Source organism: Frankia nepalensis (assembly GCF_016786325.1).
Taxonomy (GTDB): Bacteria; Actinomycetota; Actinomycetes; order Frankiales; family Frankiaceae; genus Pseudofrankia; species Pseudofrankia nepalensis.
The window spans coordinates 26,702-44,956 of sequence record NZ_JADWYU010000112.1 but is presented as its reverse complement, the minus strand read 5'-3'; the positions used below and the strand labels follow the sequence as shown (position 1 = coordinate 44,956).

8 protein-coding genes are annotated in these 18,255 nt (G+C 67.3%); all 8 read right to left on the bottom strand.

All coding sequences use genetic code 11. The annotated features are described in order from the left end of the window. Positions 1–523: 523 nt before the first annotated feature. On the bottom strand, positions 524–919 hold the full coding sequence (locus I6A81_RS14135) for a hypothetical protein (RefSeq protein WP_238428911.1): 396 nt from the start codon (positions 917–919) through the stop codon (positions 524–526). Positions 920–1,691: 772 nt separating this feature from the next. Then, positions 1,692–2,975 carry a cytochrome P450 gene (locus I6A81_RS14130; RefSeq protein ID WP_203002551.1) on the bottom strand — a complete coding sequence of 428 codons (1,284 nt, stop codon included), beginning with the start codon at positions 2,973–2,975 and terminating at the stop codon, positions 1,692–1,694. Between the two features lie 555 nt (positions 2,976–3,530). Next, entirely contained in the window at positions 3,531–4,865 is a 1,335-nt protein-coding gene (locus I6A81_RS14125) for an ABC transporter substrate-binding protein (RefSeq protein WP_203002550.1), read from the bottom strand. A gap of 1,464 nt (positions 4,866–6,329) precedes the next feature. Further along, entirely contained in the window at positions 6,330–9,074 is a 2,745-nt protein-coding gene (locus I6A81_RS14120) for a glycoside hydrolase family 78 protein (protein ID WP_203002549.1), read from the bottom strand. A 46-nt stretch (positions 9,075–9,120) separates the two neighbouring features. Next, positions 9,121–11,358 (bottom strand): glycoside hydrolase family 3 C-terminal domain-containing protein, encoded by a 2,238-nt coding sequence (locus tag I6A81_RS14115; protein WP_203002548.1) that lies wholly within the window; start codon positions 11,356–11,358, stop codon positions 9,121–9,123. Between the two features lie 91 nt (positions 11,359–11,449). After that, the gene (locus tag I6A81_RS14110) at positions 11,450–13,957 is read right to left on the bottom strand and encodes a glycoside hydrolase family 78 protein (protein ID WP_203002547.1); all 2,508 of its coding nucleotides are present in this window, start codon (positions 13,955–13,957) and stop codon (positions 11,450–11,452) included. An 80-nt stretch (positions 13,958–14,037) separates the two neighbouring features. Further along, the gene (locus I6A81_RS14105; protein WP_203002546.1) at positions 14,038–15,348 is read right to left on the bottom strand and encodes an ABC transporter substrate-binding protein; all 1,311 of its coding nucleotides are present in this window, start codon (positions 15,346–15,348) and stop codon (positions 14,038–14,040) included. 37 nt (positions 15,349–15,385) lie between these two features. Then, entirely contained in the window at positions 15,386–18,253 is a 2,868-nt protein-coding gene (locus I6A81_RS14100; protein ID WP_203002545.1) for an ABC transporter permease subunit, read from the bottom strand. Positions 18,254–18,255: the final 2 nt, after the last annotated feature.

The following is an 18,255-nucleotide window of genomic DNA, read 5'->3' as shown; positions in this document are numbered from 1 at the left end:
CGAGGCCGGTGTCGCCACTCCTCCACGCCCGCGACCTCACTCCGGGTTACGTGCAGGACTTCTGGATACGCGCTTAGTACACCACGCCTCCCGGCACGTTCCTCGCCGCACGCAGCAACCCGGATCGGCCCAGCCGGTGCAGTGCCCCGCCCGTTGATATCGCCCCCTCCCCGGCCGTCGTCATCTCCATCCGACATGACGTCCACCTGCAGTTCACTCGCAGCAGCCCTGCTATCAGACCGCTAGGAACGACCGTGCCCGCTTCCGGGACTCGGCGTCGGCGAAGCGACAGTCGACCCGGGCCGCGAGAGCTTCGAATCCGGACCGCCAAGGGTCAGGGTCTTCGCTGGGGCATGCGGCCACCGGCTGATCTTCGAGAGTCCACACAACCCGCCACGATCGACCGGTGGCCCTTCACGCCCGGGATCGCCACACCACTCAGGACAGCCCGGCCGCCCAATCCCAGCCCACCAGATCCAAACGACCACAGAAGTCCGGCTGGAGTACTACTTGAGGATGCCCGCTAATTAGCGATCTTGATACCCTCATACCTCAGGAGCATGTCCGGCCCAGGAAGCGGCATCTGGAGGTACACGTCGAGGTGCCGGATCTTACCGGTTTCATTGAACTCGTAGACCGACAGCGAGTTAATAGCCCGCAGGTTGCCATTGACGCGGCTGCGTTCCTCGAGCTCAAGATATACTACCCCCGGCCGCTCGGTGAGGCGCTTGAACGAGCACTCCCAGTTGGCCGAGATCGCCCAGGGCGTGAGGAAGTTGACGTAGTCCCGCCAGGTCATGACTTCTTTGAAGTTGCCGACGCGCTCGAACTCGTCGACCTCGACCAGCTCGGCGAGCGGCGCCCAGCTCTCGACCGAGAAACCGGGCTCCTTCGCGCTGTCCAGTAAACCCTTCACCATCAGGCTGTACTCCAGCACAGCGCGGGCGTTCCCGGTGTAATCCCCAACGACGTCGCGCACTTCCCGTAGTTCCATCGACTAATCCTCCATTCGATCGGCATCACTTTGATCATGGATCTTCGGGCTGAAAGGGGGCGTTTCAGCCCGCGTTGCGCTGAGCCCGGCTCTGAACCGGCCGCGGTTGGAGTTGATCCGGTTACTGTCCCGCCGTGCGTCGAGCTGGCTGGCTTTAGGGCGCCGCTGGTCGAGAATCCGCCGGCAGAAAGGATCTTCCCGATGTTGGCCCATCCAGCCGGCGGCGGTGGGACATAGCCGTGGTAAAGAACCTGAGGGCCGCATCTGATCCGATTGATCGCTGGCGGAGACATTGCAGACCTGCTGTGCTGGTCAAACTCCCGGACCAAGTATCTCAGTCAATCAGCCAGCAACCTTACCTAGGTCTCGTTGGCGAACCGTCGATCGCCAGGGTCCAGCTGGCGGGTCGGATGTCATCGATCCGAACATGCCCTCGGGGGCGAAGATCGGTTACCTTCGCCGAGTTCTTTCATGCGATCTGCGGAGCGACCTAGCACAGCAGCTCGGTGCTGGCCTCCGCGCAACACAACATTCCAATAGAAGTTCGGCGTCTCCTCCTCTTCCGGATGCAGTACGAGCGATCTGGCCGTCAGCTCGTCCCGATCGCCCACGCCGATGTGGCGACCGCCCGCGACAGGTCCATGGGACAACACCGGCCCCATGCCGGATTCGCCACCGGTGACGATGGCGGTGCGGCTCATCGGTCACTAGCAACGGGCGTGAACTCCAGGTGCAGCTCGGTGAGACCCCGTTGGAGCCAGGAGCGCTGGTAGTTGAAGTGCTGGGCGTCTGTCGGCCCGTGATGCTCTTCAGAAAGCCGAATATCACGGGTGCGGTCGAGGATACGCTCAAGGCTAATTCGGCCCTCGACGCGCGCCAACGGGCCTCCGGGGCAGGAGTGGATCCCTCGGCCGAATGCTATCTGCTGGCGGACGTTGTCGCGGTCGACGCGAAACTCGGCCGGGCATTCGAAATGCCGTGGGTCTCGGTTGGCCGCACCGTTGAGCAGCATGACTGGTGTCCCCGCCGCGATCTCGACGCCGGCTATGGTCGTCGCGCGCCTGGCCAGACGGAAATCCGCCTTGACCGGGCTCTCGACCCGCAGTGTCTCCTCAATTAGGTGCGGAATCAACTCGCGACGTGCCCGAAGCTCGTCTTGGGCCTCGGGGTGCTCGGCAAGGTATTTCAACGCGGCGGCGAGCAGGCGTGCAGTGGTGTCCTGGCCGGCGGCGAACAGGAATGAGGATGCCCGGACCACCGCGGTCACGTCCGGCGTGCTCCCGTCCGGATAGGTTGCCAGTGCCAAGCTGGTGAGCACGTCGTTGCGTGGCTCGCGCCGGCGGTCTTCGATGTAATGGGTGAACTCGGCGTCGAGCCACCCTAGCGAGTTTGGCTCTCGGTCGCTTTGGTCGGAGCCGATCTGGCCGGGGCTGACAGTGAGACCGAAACCTTCGCGGAACCGCTGGTGGTCGGCCTCGGGCACGCCGAGCAGGTCGGCTATGACGAGCATGGCGAACGGCTGGGCGTATGCCCCGATGAACTCACACCTGCCATCCGCGGTGAACTCGTCGAGTTGCTGGTCGGCCAGGCGCCAGATGGAGTCCTCGTTCTCCTGGAGTCGTTTGGGGGTGAGAAGCCGCATCAGCAGCCCTCGTTCGCGGGTGTGCGTGGGCGGGTCCATCGTGACCATGTGCTCGTTCAGCGGAAGACGGTCACGATATCGGTCGATGAGCTCGCTGACGTCCTCACCTTCGAGCGGGACGGGAAACGGCGCGAACGGCCCGACCGGCGAATTGCACGAGGAGAAGTTCTCGGCGTCGCGGTACACCTCGATCGTCTCGTCGTAGCCGGTGACGGCGACCACCCCCAAGTGAGGTAGCGGCAGCACCGGACTCACCGCGCGCAGCTCATCGAAGTAGGGGTATGGATTCTCAAGGAGTGACTCATCGCCGAAGTAGTCGACCGCCTTCCAGTCGGGCAACTCCCTCTCCCTTCGAGCGTCATGACGCTTACCGGCCCGGTGTCCCACGAGCCAGCGAAGCCGCATGCTATACGATCGTATTGCTGACGTTCCATGGTTTAGCACAAACGCCGTAGCCGCGTCAAGGTCCTGAGGTTTTGGCCCGGCACCGGCTCTGTTGAGCCGTTGTCCTCGAGGGTCGCGCCTCCGCTGGAATTCGACTCTTGTCAGGACAAGACACATGCCGTGTTCAGCTGATGATTGCGAGCGCGGTGCGGACGTCGATCGGGAGTCGACCCTTAACAGCGAGTAGGCGTCGGTTGGCCCGGATCTGGACGGTGCGGTAGTGTCAGGCGCCGCGGACGAACTATTTGATCGAATCGGCTGGGCCGTTGTGTCCTCCGTCCGCCGCCCGGTCCGGATTCCCAACTCAGGACTTCTCACTGCGGGGCTCATCGTTCCGCGGAGCGTGACAACTTCGCCGGCAGTTGGTTGGAGGTCTCGCCGCCCGGTTCGCCGCCGACGGCGTGGACCCTGGGGCCGTGACGGTTCCCGGCCCCAGGGTCGCTGGCCGAATCAGCCTCCGGCGGTGGCGTCGACCACCTCGTAGCTGCGCGGCTGGCCGTTGGCATCCAAGGTCGCGGCCAGCGAGCCATGGCCGCAAATCGCACTCGACAGCGGGCTGGCCTTGCCGTCGCACTGGAACTTCAGGCCACCGGAGCCGGGCAGCTCCGCCTCCGGCATCGCTCGGACGGCGGAGATGATGGTGGCGGGCGTGATCTCACCACTGATCTTGGCAACCGCCACTTGGAAGCCGGCGAGCGCGGTGAACATGCTCATCCCGCCGATCTGGCTGGTGTCCACACCCTTGCTGTAGGTGTCGACGACGGCCTGGTAGAGCTGCGTGGAGGGGTTGTCGGTCCCGATCGGCGCCGACGCCGTGATCTCCATGCCGTTGAGGACGTCGCCGGGCACCGCCGTGCGGGTGGCGTCGGTGATGCACTGGGCGATGCTGGTGACCTGGCCGGTGTATCCGACCGCGCGCAGACCGTTGAAGGCGCTGATGCAGAACGAGTCGTTGCCGAGCACGAACACCATGCCGGGGTCGTCCGCGACGACGGGTCCCAGCTGTGGTGTCATGTCGGCGGTGCCCGGCGGGATCCGGACGAGCTGGTGTTCCAGGCCCGCTTCCTTGTATTTGGCGGGTGCCACCGTCGTCTCCAGGCCAAGCGCGGCCGGAACGTCGATGACGATCGACGTCACCTTCTTGTAGCCCTTGTCCTTGGCCACCGAGATCGGCAGGCCGATGGGCCCGGCCGATGGGTCGGACAGGATGAACGTCGAGTCCTTGTCGGCCAGCAGCGCTGGCTCGGTGGTGCCGTAGAGCATCACCGGGATGCCGGCTTCGTGCAGTGGCCTCCAGGCGTCCTGCATGACGGCGGACTCGCCGAACACGGCGGCGACGACCCCGGCTTCGACCAGTTGGTTGCCGCAGTCGGTCGCCTTGCCGGGGTCGCCGAGGGCATCACATTTGATCAGCTCGATCGGCCGGCCGGCGATCCCGGTACGGTGCTCGTTGAGCCACTTCGCGGTGGCGTCGGCGACGGTGTTCTGCGCGGACATGTCCGAGACCGCGGACTTGCCCTCGGAGACGATTCCGATCTTGACCGGTGCGCCCGTGGCGGGCGCGGATGGGCCGAGTATCGAGGCCGCGGCACTCGCCGAGGCGGCTGACACGCTGCCGTTGCTGTCGCCGTCGCTTCCACAGGCCGCGAGAAGGCCCCCGGTCGCCGCAAACATCAGGACCAGACCAGATAATCCTGAGGACCGGGACAAGCCAGATAACCGACCAGTCACCCGCCATGCACATCGACGGTTCGGCCTGCTCAACAGGACTCTCGTATGTGCCACTTGCCTCACCTCGTGGTAGAAGCCCGCCCAGCGGCGGTTGATTTGGAATGACGGGCACGCGAGCTATGGCGCCACGGGCACGCTGCGGCCGTCGTAGGAAAGTTCGGCAATGTTCCACAGCATCGGAGACTCGCCGCAGGAGTACGAGCGGCCGGAGTTGGCTGCCGAACGGGGCTTCGGCGCCGGCTCGGGCGGTCCGGCACGGGAGTGGCCGCATGCTCGCAGCCTTCGATGAGGATGTCAAGTTCTACTGAGACCCGAACGGCTGTGTCCGAAATGTCGAGAGTCTCGTTCTACTGGACGGTTCGCCGTGACAACTCTGCGGCGCGGTCGAGAGGCCAAGCACGCCGAGAAGGTGGTCTGTCGAGGCGACGCCCAGGCGGAGTCGTGGACCACCAAGCCCTGCCCAAGGCTCCAGATGTCTTGGACGGCATCCACATTGCGCGTCCGAAAGGTGACCTGCGCCAGGTCTTGGCCACCTAGGCATCGGAACTGACTGTTACGGGCCGGCGCCGTCGCGCAGCCGATCATCGAGCCGCTCGCCGGCCGCCTCGGCTCGGCGGGCGCCCTACGGGCGGCATCGACCGGCAGCCCCCTTCGCGGGCGAGGCCCTGGGCATGCAGATCCCGTACCGACCCGCTTCGCAGGGTGATCGAGCTGACCTGTATCCGCTGGACGGCGGATGCCGCTTCGGTCCGAGTTTCCGCGGCATCGTCGGCGATGCCTGCCCCTGCGGCCAGAAGCTGTACAGACGTACGATGGACGTGCTATACAAACGAGCAGCATCGGGTGACACGGTTGCCGTCAGGCCCGCTTGACTCATTCCGGCCGGTGGGGTCCCGGCCGAGAAAGGAACGCGCGACATGACAAGACGGCCATCGGGACCGGTGGCCGGTTCTGGCCGTCGACCGCCACCTGGCGTGTAAAGGCCTCTCGGTCCACGCCGTTTTTCTTGTCGTATTCAGGCGTGCGCTCTCAGGCCAGTGCACGAAAGTTTTGGTCGGGTGCAGCCGCAGCCCGACCCCCTTCATCCAGCCAGTAGGCGCGGCCAGCACTTCGCGGGCCTCCGGTTCCGACGTGCAGTGCACGATCGCGCTGTCCGCACACCGCTCGAACTGCCCATCCGGGAACTTTCGGACCAGGAACACTTCGAACGCGTAGCGCTAAACAGGTTGGCGAGCACGGTCGATATCGCCGAACCCTGCGGGGCGATGCCGCGTAGTTAGGCGGCTAATGGCCAAGTCCTGCACATCCACCCACGGACCTTGCGCCACCGAGTCACGGCGCTTTGCTAGATCTTCGGCCACAGGATGGCGTCACCGGCGAACCGCTTGGAGTTCGAGCTCGCCTCCCGTGCCACGCACACCAAGATCGCCGACCCGTAGCTTGCCCATGCGTGACCATAAACCACGCAAGTTCAGCATCCACAGTTGGGCTCGCGCCCGGCACGGCGCCTTGGCGCCTTCAGGGTGAAAGTGCAGCGAAGGCCGCCTCGACGTCGGCGAGGAGCGCGTCGTTACGTAGGATGGCCAGGGCATCACGGACCGTTGTCTCCGGGGAGATGGCGGACGGCCCTGTAGCGACAAGATCGGCGATCTCCGGCCGCCACGCGATGATTACGTCATTGATCGCCTTCATGGCCTCGGGTCGGTCTCCGACCTCCCGCATGGTGCTGTCGAGAGTGAGGGCGGATGTTGCGCCGCTATGTCCCGTGAACGGAACGCTCCGGCGATGGCTGCCCGAGCCGATGGTCTCCTGGGCGCAGCCGGGCAGGTCGAGCTCGGCGGTGGTGTTGGCGGGGACGACGACATCGACCGTGAGGATCTCCCTATCGAGTTTCCAGGAACAGGCCGCGAGGCCGTACGGGGTGCGCAATCGCGCACCCGCGCTGGTCAGGTCTGCGCCGGGCCGGGGCGCCACGCGCAGCCGCTGGTAGCCGGGCTCGGCCGGGGCCAGCCCTCCCACGACCCGGTGCAGCCAGTCGGCGACTGCTCCCAGGGCGTAGTGGTTGAACGAGGTCATGCCATTCGGGTTGACCCTTCCGTCGGGCAGCAGGCTGTTCCAGCGCTCCCAGATGGTGGTCGCGCCCTGGGTGACGGGGTAGAGCCAGGAGGGGTAGCCGCGTTGCAGCAGTAGCCGGTACGCGGTCTCCACGGAGCCCGCGTCGGTGAGCGCGTCGCAGATCAGTGGGGTACCGACGAAACCGGTCGCGATCGTGTGGCCGCTGCCGCGGACCAGGTCGGTCAGCCGTTGTCCGGCGTGGCAGCGGATGCGTTCGTCGGCGATGAGCCGGAATGTGAGCGCGAGGGCATAGGCGGTCTGGGAGTCGGACAGCAGCCGGCCCGCGGGCGTGACGTACTCGGCGCGGAAGGCGGCGCGTACCTCCTCGGCGAGCGCCGAGTACTTTTCGGCGTCCTCCCGCCGGCCGAGCACCTCGGCCGCGCGGCTCACCAACTCGGCGGAGCGCGCGACGTAGGCGGTGGCGACGATCTCGGGGTAGGTCCTGGCGAGGTCCGACCGTTCGCCTGGCACGGTCGGGTCCAACCAGTCCCCGAATTGGAAGCCGGTGTCCCACAGCCGGTTCTCGCCGGCCAGGGAGCGCAGCCTGTCGACCCAGGCACACATGCTCGGGAACTGGGCCGCCAGCACGCCACGATCGCCGTAGCGCTGGTAGATGGTCCAGGGCACGATCACCGCCGCGTCGCCCCACGCGGCGGCTGGTGTCGATGATCCCACGATGTTGGGGACGGTAAACGGCACCACGCCGTCGTCGCCCTGCTCCACGGCGAGGTCGGCGAGCCACGACGCGAGGAACCCGGCGCTGTCGTGCAGGAAGGAAGCGGTGGGGGCGAAGACCTGGAGGTCGCCCGTCCAGCCGAGCCGCTCGTCACGCTGCGGACAGTCGGTCGGTACGTCGAGGAAGTTGCCCCGCATGCTCCAGACCACGTTGTCGTGCAGCCGCTCCACCAGCGGGTCGGAGCAACTGAACCAGCCGGTGCGTTCGAGGTCGGAGTGGCAGACGACCGCGACGGCCGACTCGACGGGACCGGTCACCTCCGCGTAGCGGAAGCCATGAAACGTGAAGCGCGGCTCCCAGGTCCGCGGGCCGCCGTCGGCCAGCACATAGGTGTCCGTCGCCTGCGCGGTGCGCAGCGGCGCCGTGCACAGCTCGCCGTCCTGGAGAACCTCGGCGTGGCGCAGGATCACCTTCTCGCCGGCCTCGCCGCGGACGGTGACACGCAGGCGGCCGACCAGGTTCTGGCCGAAGTCCAGAATCGTGGCGCCGGACGGTGCGACCGTGGTGGCCACCGGCGCGAGGATCTCGGTTCGGCGCACGGGCGGGCTGCCGGCGGCGAACAGCGTGCCGAGGTCGTGCTGGATGACGCGGACGGGTTCCCAACCGGCGTCGTCGCAGGAGGTCGTGGACCAGTCAGGCGGCTCCAGCCGGGCGTCGTGGTGCTCGCCGTCGTAGAGGTCGCTGGACAGCAGCGGCCCCGACCGGGCCATCCAGGTCTCGTCGGTGACGATGCGTTCGACGGTGCCGTCCTGGTAGGTGAGCTCCAACTGGGCGAGGAAGGCCACGTGGTCGCCGTAGTGCGCGCGTTTGCCCTCGAAGCCGAGCCTTCCCCGGTACCAGCCGTCGCCCACGGTCGCGCCGAGACAGTTAGGCCCTTCCACGATCAGGCCCGTGACGTCGAACGTCTGGTAGCGCAGGCGCTGGTGGTAGGCGGTCCAGCCCGGTGCCAGGACGTGGTCGCCGACCACGGACCCGTTGAGGCACGCCTCGTACACGCCGAGCGCTGTCGCGTACAGCCGGGCGGACCGCAGGCCCGGTCGCGCCAAGAACTCGCCGCGTACGAGCGACCCCTGCCCCGGGCTGACGAACGCGGCACTCCAGTCGGCGGCGCGCAGCAGCGCGGCCTCGACGTCGGCGTGGATCCACTCGGTCCACTCCCCGCCCGGCCCGGCGACCCGGACCCCGATGGTGAGGCGCTCCCGTGACCCGAGCGGCGCGAACGGCCAGTCCACCAGGACAGAGTCCGATGACTCTGCGCGGACCACCATCCCTCGCGCCTCGATCTCGTAGGCGCTCTGGATCCAGTTCGGCGTCGTGGTCTCGACGATCCAGGACAGACGAGGGCGAGACACGCCGACGCCGAGCGGGTTGCGCAGGTACTCGAAGGTGAGACGACTGATGATCGCGGACATTTTCTACCTCATACATGTCGGGGTCGGGCTTGGGCGGTCCGCCCGCTCATCCCAGAACCTTGGAGAGCACCTCCGGTGGGATGCCCACCTTGGGATGGTTCGCGAAGTCCCGGATCCTCATCGACCCGACCGCTCTGCTCAGCTCGGTCGGATCCGGCACGCTGGCGTCCGCCTCGCCCATCGGACTCCTCGCGCCGAGAACCTCAAGCAGGCGGGGACCGGCGACGGGATGCCGCAGCCAGTCGCCGACCGTGGAATTGAGCGTGAGAGCGGACAGGGTGGCGTGGCCGGTCAGCGTCACGGTCGCCTCGGCGACGATCTCGGCCGCGCTGTCACCGACCTGGATCGTGTACTGGCCACCGGCCACGACCCAGTCGCCCTCTCGCACGTCGTAGTAGGCGAACGAGCGGTGATCCAGGATGAATGTCGCGGTCTCGACAGCGCCGGGCAGCAGAGAGATCTTCTTGAATGCGCGAAGTTCGCGGACGGGTCGGCGGACCGGTCCGGCCTCGCTGGAGACGTAGATCTGTACCACGTGTCTACCTGCCCGCCGGCCGGTGTTCGCTACGGTGACCGATACCTCGACGGTGTCCACGCCGATGGAAGTGACCGTCAGGTCGCTCGTCTCGAACGTCGTGTAGCTCAGGCCATGTCCGAAGGGGTAGCGCACGGCCACGTCCGCGGTCTCGTAGTAGCGGTAGCCCACCATGACACCCTCGCCGTAGCGGACCTGGCCAAGTTCTCCCGGAAAGTTGAGGTAGCTCGGGTTGTCCTGCAGCCGCACGGGGATGGTCTCCGCGAGGCGCCCAGAGGGATTCTCGATCCCGAAGAGCAGATCGGCCAGGGCACCCCCGGCTCCCTGGCCGATCAGCGAGCCGTCGAGGATCGCCTCGACGTCGTCGTGCCATCCCTCGAGACTGACGACTCCACCATGGGCGAGCACGACCACCGTCCGCGGACTGGCCGTGGCCACCGCCCGGATAAGGGCCACCTGCGCCGCGGGCAGCTCGAGGCGGGCGCGGTCGAAGCCCTCTGACTCGTCCTGCTCGGCGAGGCCAGCGAACACCACACTCACGTCGCATTCGCGGGCGAGCGTGACCGCGGCGGCCTGCAGGGATTCCTCGTCGCCGCTGCCGTCGAGGGTGAATCCCGGGGCGAAGGAAACGCGTTGCCCGCGTTTCATTGTGATCGCGCGGATAGCATCGATAGATACGTCGACCCGCGTGGGGCGGACACGGGAGCTTCCGCCCCCGCGGTAGCGGGGTTCGGAGGCGAAAGTCCCGATCACGGCGATACGCCGTGCGTCGTCAAGCGGAAGTGTCTCGTTGTCGTTCTTCAGCAGCACCACGCACTCGGTCGCGACTTTGCGCGCCAGAGCGTGGTGGGCGTCGACGTCGAACGAGCCCTCGGCCGCCGTGACGAACTCGGTCAGCGCCAGCACCCTACCGACGCTCTCGTCCACCATCGCCTCGTCCAGGTCGCCACTGCGCACAGCGTCGACGATCACCCGTTGCTGTGCCTCGCCGCGTCCGGGCATCTCCAGGTCCAGGCCAGCTCGCAGGGCTGCTACGCGATCGTTCACGGCACCCCAGTCGGACACGACCAGTCCGGTGAACCCCCATTCGGTACGCAGCACCGTCCGCAGCAGCCAGCTGTTCTCGGACACCCAGACCCCGTTCACACGGTTGTAGGCAGCCATCACCGTCGCCGGCTGGGCCTGCGTGACGACGAGTTCGAAGGCGCGGAGATATATCTCGCGCAGCGTCCGTTCGTCGACCTCGGCACTGATTTCCATGCGCGAGGTCTCCTGGTTGTTCGCGGCGAAGTGCTTGACCGAAGCCCCGACGCCCTCGCTCTGGACGGCGCGCACATACGCCGCCGCGAGCACACCGGTCAGCAGCGGGTCCTCCGAGTAGTACTCGAAGTTCCGCCCGCACAACGGGGAGCGTTTGATGTTCATCGCTGGCGCCAGGTTCACGGTGACGCCGTAGGCGCGTGCCTCCCGGCCCACCGCGGCACCGATCTCGGCTGCGACCTCAGGGCTCCAGCTGTTACCCACCCCCGCCCCGGCCGGGAAACACGTCGCCGGCCGTGCGATGTCCAGCCAGCTCTCCAGGTCCTCGTACTCTCCCGGCGGCAGGAAGCGGACCCCGTAGGGACCGTCGCACAGCAGCATCGCGGCCACACCGGCCTCGGGCAGCGCCTTGGTGAACTGCTGGTCCTGACCCGACAGCAGGGACGCCTTCTGCTCGAGTGTCAGCAAGGCGATGTCGACCCGCGCCACGGCGAAACCTCCTTCGTCTTCCGGCTCAACCTGGGCCAAGCGGTCTGGGAACAGCCGCCGGCTGGCCACTGCCGTGTGGGCGCGCGCCCGGTCATCGATCCGCGACAAGCGGCCGGGATTTGAGCGCGGCGACGAGGTCGGTCTCCATCGAGGGAGCGCGACCGGCGAAGATGGTGAGGAAGGCCCGCAGGTTGGGTAGCTGGGGCGGCGGGGCGTCGCTCGTCCACCGTTCCGCGTACTGCGACAGGTGCCGATGCAGGACCTCGGAGACGGCGGCCCACACCGCCGGGTCCGCCGCGAGGGCGGCCATCGGGGTGTCAAAGTCGTAGGCGGCGGGGTCCGACGCTGGCACCTCGTACTCCCACCGGTGCCGTCCCCCGCCCACCTGCTCGAGTCGGTGGTCCGGGTGCTCTGGCAGGAGCACGTCCGCGCTGGTTCCCGGTGGAACGTCGACCTCAAGGGCCATTCGATGGTCGGTCACTCGCCGCCAGGCGACCTGGATGCGGCCGTGGGGGGTGTCGTGCGTGGTCGTGGCATGGGTCAGCCCGCCGCCCGGTCGCGGTGCGACGCGTATCCGCCGATAGCCCGGTTCAGCCGGGCTCAGACCGCCGACCACTTGATGCAGCCAGTCAGCGACCGCTCCGAACGCGTAGTGGTTCAGGGATGTCATTCCGGTGTCGTGGACGCTGCCGTCGGGCAGGAGAGCGTCCCATCGCTCCCACATCGTTGTCGCGCCCGCCGTCACCGGGTAAAGGAACGACGGGCACTCGGTCTGCAGCAGCAACCGGTAGGCCGTGTCCAGATGGTTCGTGCGGCTAAGGGCGTGCGTCACGAAGGGCGTGCCCGCGAACCCGGTGGTGATCCGGTAGTCGGCCTTCGCGACGAGGTCGGCGAGCTGGTCACCGGCGCGGCGCTCCTGCGACGCGTCGAGCAGGTCAAAACAGATGGCCAGCGCGTAGGCGGTGGCCGTGCCGACGCCGAGGAGCCCGGCCGGTGTGACCCACTCGTGCCGGAAGGCCTCGCGGACGCGGGTGTGCAGGGCCGCGTACCGAGCGGCGTCCTGGGGTCGCGCCAGGATCTCGGCGATACGCGCCAGCCGGTTGGTGGTTCTGCAGAAGAACGCGGTCGCGACCAGGTACCGGTCTGTCTTGCCCGCGGCGGCGTCGTGGGCCGGCGCGTCCGGGTCGAGCCAGTCGCCGAACTGGAAGCCGCGGTTCCACAGCCCACGGTCGTCGAGCCGCGCCGCGACGTCGTCGACAAAGGCGGTCATCGCCGGGTACATGCGGGCGAGCACGTCCTGGTCTCCGCATTCCCAGTACAGCGTCCACGGCAGGCCGACAACGACGTCCGACCACAGCGCGGCCGGTGGGGAGGGCGTGCCCAACGCGTCCGGGACGGTGTGCGGCACGAATCCCTTCTCCCGCTGCTCGGCCGCGACGTCCTCGAGCCAGGACTCCAACACGCCGCGGGCGTCGTACAGGAAGACCGCCACGGGGCCGAAGGCGTTGATGTCGCCCGTCCAGCCGAGGCGCTCGTCGCGTTGCGGGCAGTCGGTGGGCAGGCCGACGAAGTTGCCACGCATGGACCACACGACGTTGCGGTGGAGCCGGTTGATCAGTTCGTGGGAGGTCTCGAACCATCCGGTCCTGGCCATGTCGCTGTGCACGACGACGGCCGTCAGCGACCCAGGGTCGAGCGGCCCGGGCCAGCCCTCCACGTCGACATAGCGGAATCCGTGGAAGGTGAACCTTGGTTCCCAGGTCTCCGTTCCACCACCGGACAGCGTGTAGCTATCGGTGGCATGGGCACCACGATTGGTTACGAAGTTTGCCTCACCACCGGTGAGCGTCTCCGCGTGCCGCAGCGTGATCGTCGTGCCGGGGGCTCCGGTCACCGTGAGCCGCACCCACCCCGCCAGGTTCTGGCCGAAGTCGACGATCGTGCGCCCCGAAGGGGTGGTGATGATCTCCTTACTGGGGAGTTCCTCGATGCGCCGGATCGGTGGGCGCGACGGGACAATCAGCGTGTCGAGGTCCACGTCGACGGCTTCGACGGCCGACCATGCCCGGTCGTCGAAGCCGGCGGTGCTCCAGCCGATCGGTTCGAGCCGCGCGTCGTGGGCCTCGCCGTCGTAGATGCTGTTGGCCAGTACCGCGCCGGTGGACGCGCGCCAGTTGCCGTCGCTGGTGACCAGCTCGACCCGATCGCCGTAGTCCAGTTCGAGCTGGAGGAAAGCGGCCGGGCGGTCCGCCCACAACCCGAGGCGCTGCGGGTCGGAGGTCAGCCTGCCGACGGCCCATCCCTCACCAAGCACGGCGCCCAGCGCGTTGCGGCCTGGCACGACGAGCGCGGTGACATCGGCGCTGCTCACTGCAAGGCGATGCCGGTAGGACGTCCACCCCGGAATGAGCACCTCCTCGCTCACCCGGACGCCGTTGACGTGGGGCTCGATCAGACCTAGCGCGGTGACGTGCAGGGTGGCGTGCCGCGGCGGTACGTCGACGGCGAACTCGGTCCGCAGGTAGGGCGCGGCGCCGCGGGCTCGCCCCGAGGCGTGGGCTGGCGCGGCGACGAAGGAAGCCTGCCAGACAGGGGACAACGAAACCTCCAAGACTAGTCGGTCAGGAGCTGGACCCGCGTAGGCAGGGCCCAGCTCCCACGACAGCTGACGAACCGCGCTCAGTCGCGAAGGACGAAGGTTCCGGTCTTCGAGTCGAAGTCGAACAGGTGGGGCGGAATGTTGCCGTGTGGGGTCTGAGGCCCGTAGGTGGCCTCGTCGGCGGCTGCGGGCGTCCGGAACGGCCCGAGCGAGAATCCCGCCTCCTGGAAGGTCTGGTAGGTGAGGTCCCGCCCTGCCTTACCCGCTATCGCCTGGAAGAGCCGGAGCGCGGTGCACGAGACGCCGACCGAGATCGCGTAGTTCGGCGCCCCGCGGGGCACGTTGTTGGGATCGACGATCTTTCCGCGAATCTCAGGAATGGCTTCCTCGGCGATCCGGGCACACTCAGCAAAGCCCTTCTCGGTGATGTCCGCGTAGGTTCCGATGCCGGTGGAATTCTGCAGGGCCACCAGGTTCGGTTCGTTCTCCTTGGCGCGAACGAAGCTCGCCACTGAGTTTCGGTCGGTGAACAGCAGAGTCGGCCGGTAGGCCGTCTTCGCCAGCTGCCTGGAGAACTGGACCGTGGCACGAGTCGCGACGATGACGGTATCCACCCCGGCGGTCTGGAACTTCTCGATGGAGACGTTGAACTGCTGGTTCGTCGCGGCCTCGTCGTTCAGGTCCACCGCGACGACCGAGACCTCCGTCGGTGTCACGCCGGCCCGCTTCAGGGCTGGGAGGACAATGGAGTCGACCGTGTCCTTGTCATCCGCCGTGGCGATGACCGCGACTTTCTTGCCGTTCAGTGCGCCGCCGGCGGCGTACTGTTCGATGCCGCCCTCCACCTCGTCGCCGCCGCGTTGGTCAGAGAACCAGGGTGCCTTCGCCTTGGCGTAGCGGGCCGCGGTGAGGGGACCCCCGATGACCGCCGTCTGGTGGGTCTGGAGGTAGCAGAGCGGCTCGTCGGCATTGAGGCTGCCGACTACGGCGAAGACCTTCTCGTCCTGGGTGAGACGGACGCAGGTCTCCTGCGCGCCGGCGGGCGAGAGGGTGTTGACCGCGCCGAAGACCGGCACGAGCTTGCGACCGTTGACGCCCCCCGCCTCGTTCACCTTGTCGACGAGCGCGGTGAACGTCGCCTCGTAGTCCCCGTGGTCGATGGCGATGTACTGCCTGACCTTCTCGAGGTCTGGGTAGACGAATCCGATCTTTATCTCGTCGTCGGTGACACCCGGGGATATCGCCGGCGCCGGTGGGGCCGGGAAGGCTTCCGGGCTCGCCTCCGCGCCTGCTTGAGGGTCCGCCTTGTCGCTTGATTCGACGCTGCACCCGGCGAGGGCGATCGCGACGGCGGTGGCCAGTAATCCGGCGCCGCGTCTGAGATTCCGCATGGTCACTCCTGTCGTTCTGTAATGTGTCCGACCGAGCTCACAGCACGACCGTGGCACCGGCGGAGAATCCGTCATTCGTCTCGACGGCCGTCTGGGACGTTCCACTGCGTTGGATGGCGCGCTCGTCGGTGCCCAGGTAGCTGGCGATGACCTTGGGATCGCCGCGGACGGCGTCGGGTGGGCCAGAGGCGATGACCCTGCCGATCTCGAGGCAGTAGACGCGATCACTGATACCCATGACGAGTGGCATGTCGTGTTCGATGACGAGGATCGCTGCGCCGAGTTCACGGCGGATTTCCTGGAGCAGAGGACCGAACGCCTCTGTCTCCCGTTGGGCGACGCCGGCAGTCGGCTCGTCTAGGCATAGGACCCGGGCATCGAGGGCGAGCAGCCCCGCGAGTTCGACGATGCGCCGCGTACCCGTGGAGAGGTCCGCGATGAAGGCGTCGGCGTAGCGGCCGAGACCAAGAAAGTCGATGAGCTCGTTCGCTTCGGCGCGTTTTGCTCGTTCGGCCCGAAATGTGTGGGGAAGGTGGAGCGCTGTGGCAAGGAACCCGGTCCGAATCCGAGCCTCAAGGGCGACCTGGACGGTCTGGCGAACGGTGAGCTCGGGGAAGAGGGTGGCGGCCTGGAAGGTGCGGCCGAGTCCCGCGCGCGCTCGTTTCTCCGGAGAGGACCGGGAGACGTCCTGGCCGAGGAGCGTCACCGTGCCCGTAGCGGGAGCGAAGCCGCCGATGGCGTTCATCAACGTCGACTTTCCCGCGCCGTTGGTGCCGATAAGCCCGACGATTTCGTCAGGCATGACCTCCAGGGAGACACCGTCGACGGCGGCTCGGCCGCCGAAGCGGACGCGGACGTCCTGGACGGTCAGGACGGGCTGGCCGGCCGGAGCCGGGTCGCGCGTGCCATGGGTGAGCACCACGGCCGCGGAGGTGACGGTCTTGACCGGCGGTGCCTCCCCGAGCCGCCGGTCAGCCCAGGCAAGGACGGCGTCGCGGGCGGCATAGCCGACCTGGATCAGGCCCCCTGGGAAATATAGGAGCAGGATGAGCAGGCCCAGGCTGGACGTCAGCAGCGGGACGAGTTCGTTGTTGGGCATGAAGGACGGCAGGCCGATTACCCACAGTGAGCCAAGCACGGGACCGTAGACCGAGCCGAGACCACCAATGACCACGATGGAGACCAGGACGAGGGAGTCGTTGCTGAGGAAGTACCTGTCCGTATACGGGACGGCCTGCACGGCTCCGGCGAGCAGAGAACCGCCAAGGCCCGCCAGCCCCCCGGCGAGCGCGAAAGCGCGCAGTTTCACCCCGGTGCCCACAACGGTGTAGGCAGCCGCCGCGGCTGGGTTGTCCCGTACCCCGATGGTGGTTCGGGCGATTCCGGACCTGCGCAGGCGGGCCACGACGGCCAGCACGACGGCGAGAACGGTCAGGACCACGTAGTAGTAGGCGCGCTGGGACGAGACGTCGAGGCCGAAGACAGAGTCGCGAGTAAGTGACGCGGTGGTCGACCCCTCGTCGTGAAAGATCTCGCGCCGGTAGAGGAACTGTTCGGCGGCGATCGCGAACGCGAAGGTGCTGACCGCGAGCAGCAGTCCCCGTACCCGTAGCGCGCCCGTACCGATCACTGCGGCCAGGGCAGCGGTGAGCACGGCGGCGGTGAGCACGGCGGCGGGAAATGGCAGCGGGTTGACAGCCACCGTGACACTGCCGATCTCCAAGCGCAGCCCGCGGCCCAGTGTCGCCGTCGTGAGCGCGCCCAGCCCGGCAAAGGCCATCTGGCCCAGGGAGAGCTGGCCGGCCCAGCCGGTGAGGATGGTGATGGAGGTGGCACAGATGGCGTAGGCCATGATGATCGTGTAGAGCAGGTGCCGGGAAGGCTGGGTGATCACCAGCGGCAGGAAGAGCGCGGACAGCCCGAGGACCAGCAACGGGGCACGTTCGAGGTGGCGGACCCACCACATCTCGCGTAGGCGCTCGGGGATCGGCCGGACCTTCGGCGCGAACGAGAACGACGAGGTCTCAGTCTCGCGTCCACGGCTGACGAAGAACACCGCGCCGAGGACCAGGAGCAGGATGACGGCGTCGGTCAGACCTGGCTGGTCGAGCCAGTTGAACTGGATGAACGACTGCCCGATACCCAGTCCCACCCCGGCCGCCAGCGCGACACGTAGCGAGGCCATCCGGGCGAGCACCGCGGCGGCCAGCGCCCGAAGCAAAGTGGTCGGTCCCAGCGTGGTGATCTGCGCCAGTGACGCGTTCTGCGCGGAGATCAGGATCAGACACAGAGTGCCGATGAAACCCGCCACCGTCCACACGACGGCGGAGACAATCTTCGGATTGATGCCCCGCAGGCGGGCGAGCTCGGGATTGTCCGCCGATGCCTTCACGGTCTTTCCGAGCACCGTGCGGCTCAGGAACAGCGCCAGCAAGGTCGTGATCAGCGGAACGACCACGAGGATGCTGATCTGTGCACCGGTGACCTGCAGGCCGCTGAGCGGAGACCACCGCCCTCCCCAAGGCACGGGATAGGACCGGTCGGCGTAGTCCTTTAGGTCCGGATACGCCGTGACGATCATGAGCGCGAGTTGGGAAACCCCGATGGTGGCGACCAGGACGATCACTCGTGGGGCGGTGAACAGTCGGCGCACCACGACCAGTTCCACGACGGCCCCGAACACTGCCCCCGCCAGCAGTGAGATGGGGAGGCCGACCCAGTACGGCACGTTGTAGCGGACTACGAGGAGCGCGAACAGCACGGAGCCGACCAGGCCCATGTTCGCCACAGCGAAGTTGATGACTCGGGTCGAGCGGTACACGAGCACGATCCCGACTGCCAGCAGGCCGATCACCAGACCGGTGACGGCGCCGTCGAACAACACCTGCGTGGTGGGTATCTCCATGG

What these genes read in the sequence shown, in the direction of transcription:
- I6A81_RS14100 (WP_203002545.1), bottom strand. Translation starts at nt 18,253, where the DNA reads ATGGAGATACCCACCACGCAGGTGTTGTTCGACGGCGCCGTCACCGGT.
- I6A81_RS14120 (WP_203002549.1), bottom strand. Translation starts at nt 9,074, where the DNA reads ATGTCCGCGATCATCAGTCGTCTCACCTTCGAGTACCTGCGCAACCCG.
- I6A81_RS14105 (WP_203002546.1), bottom strand. Translation starts at nt 15,348, where the DNA reads ATGCGGAATCTCAGACGCGGCGCCGGATTACTGGCCACCGCCGTCGCG.
- I6A81_RS14135 (WP_238428911.1), bottom strand. Translation starts at nt 919, where the DNA reads ATGGTGAAGGGTTTACTGGACAGCGCGAAGGAGCCCGGTTTCTCGGTC.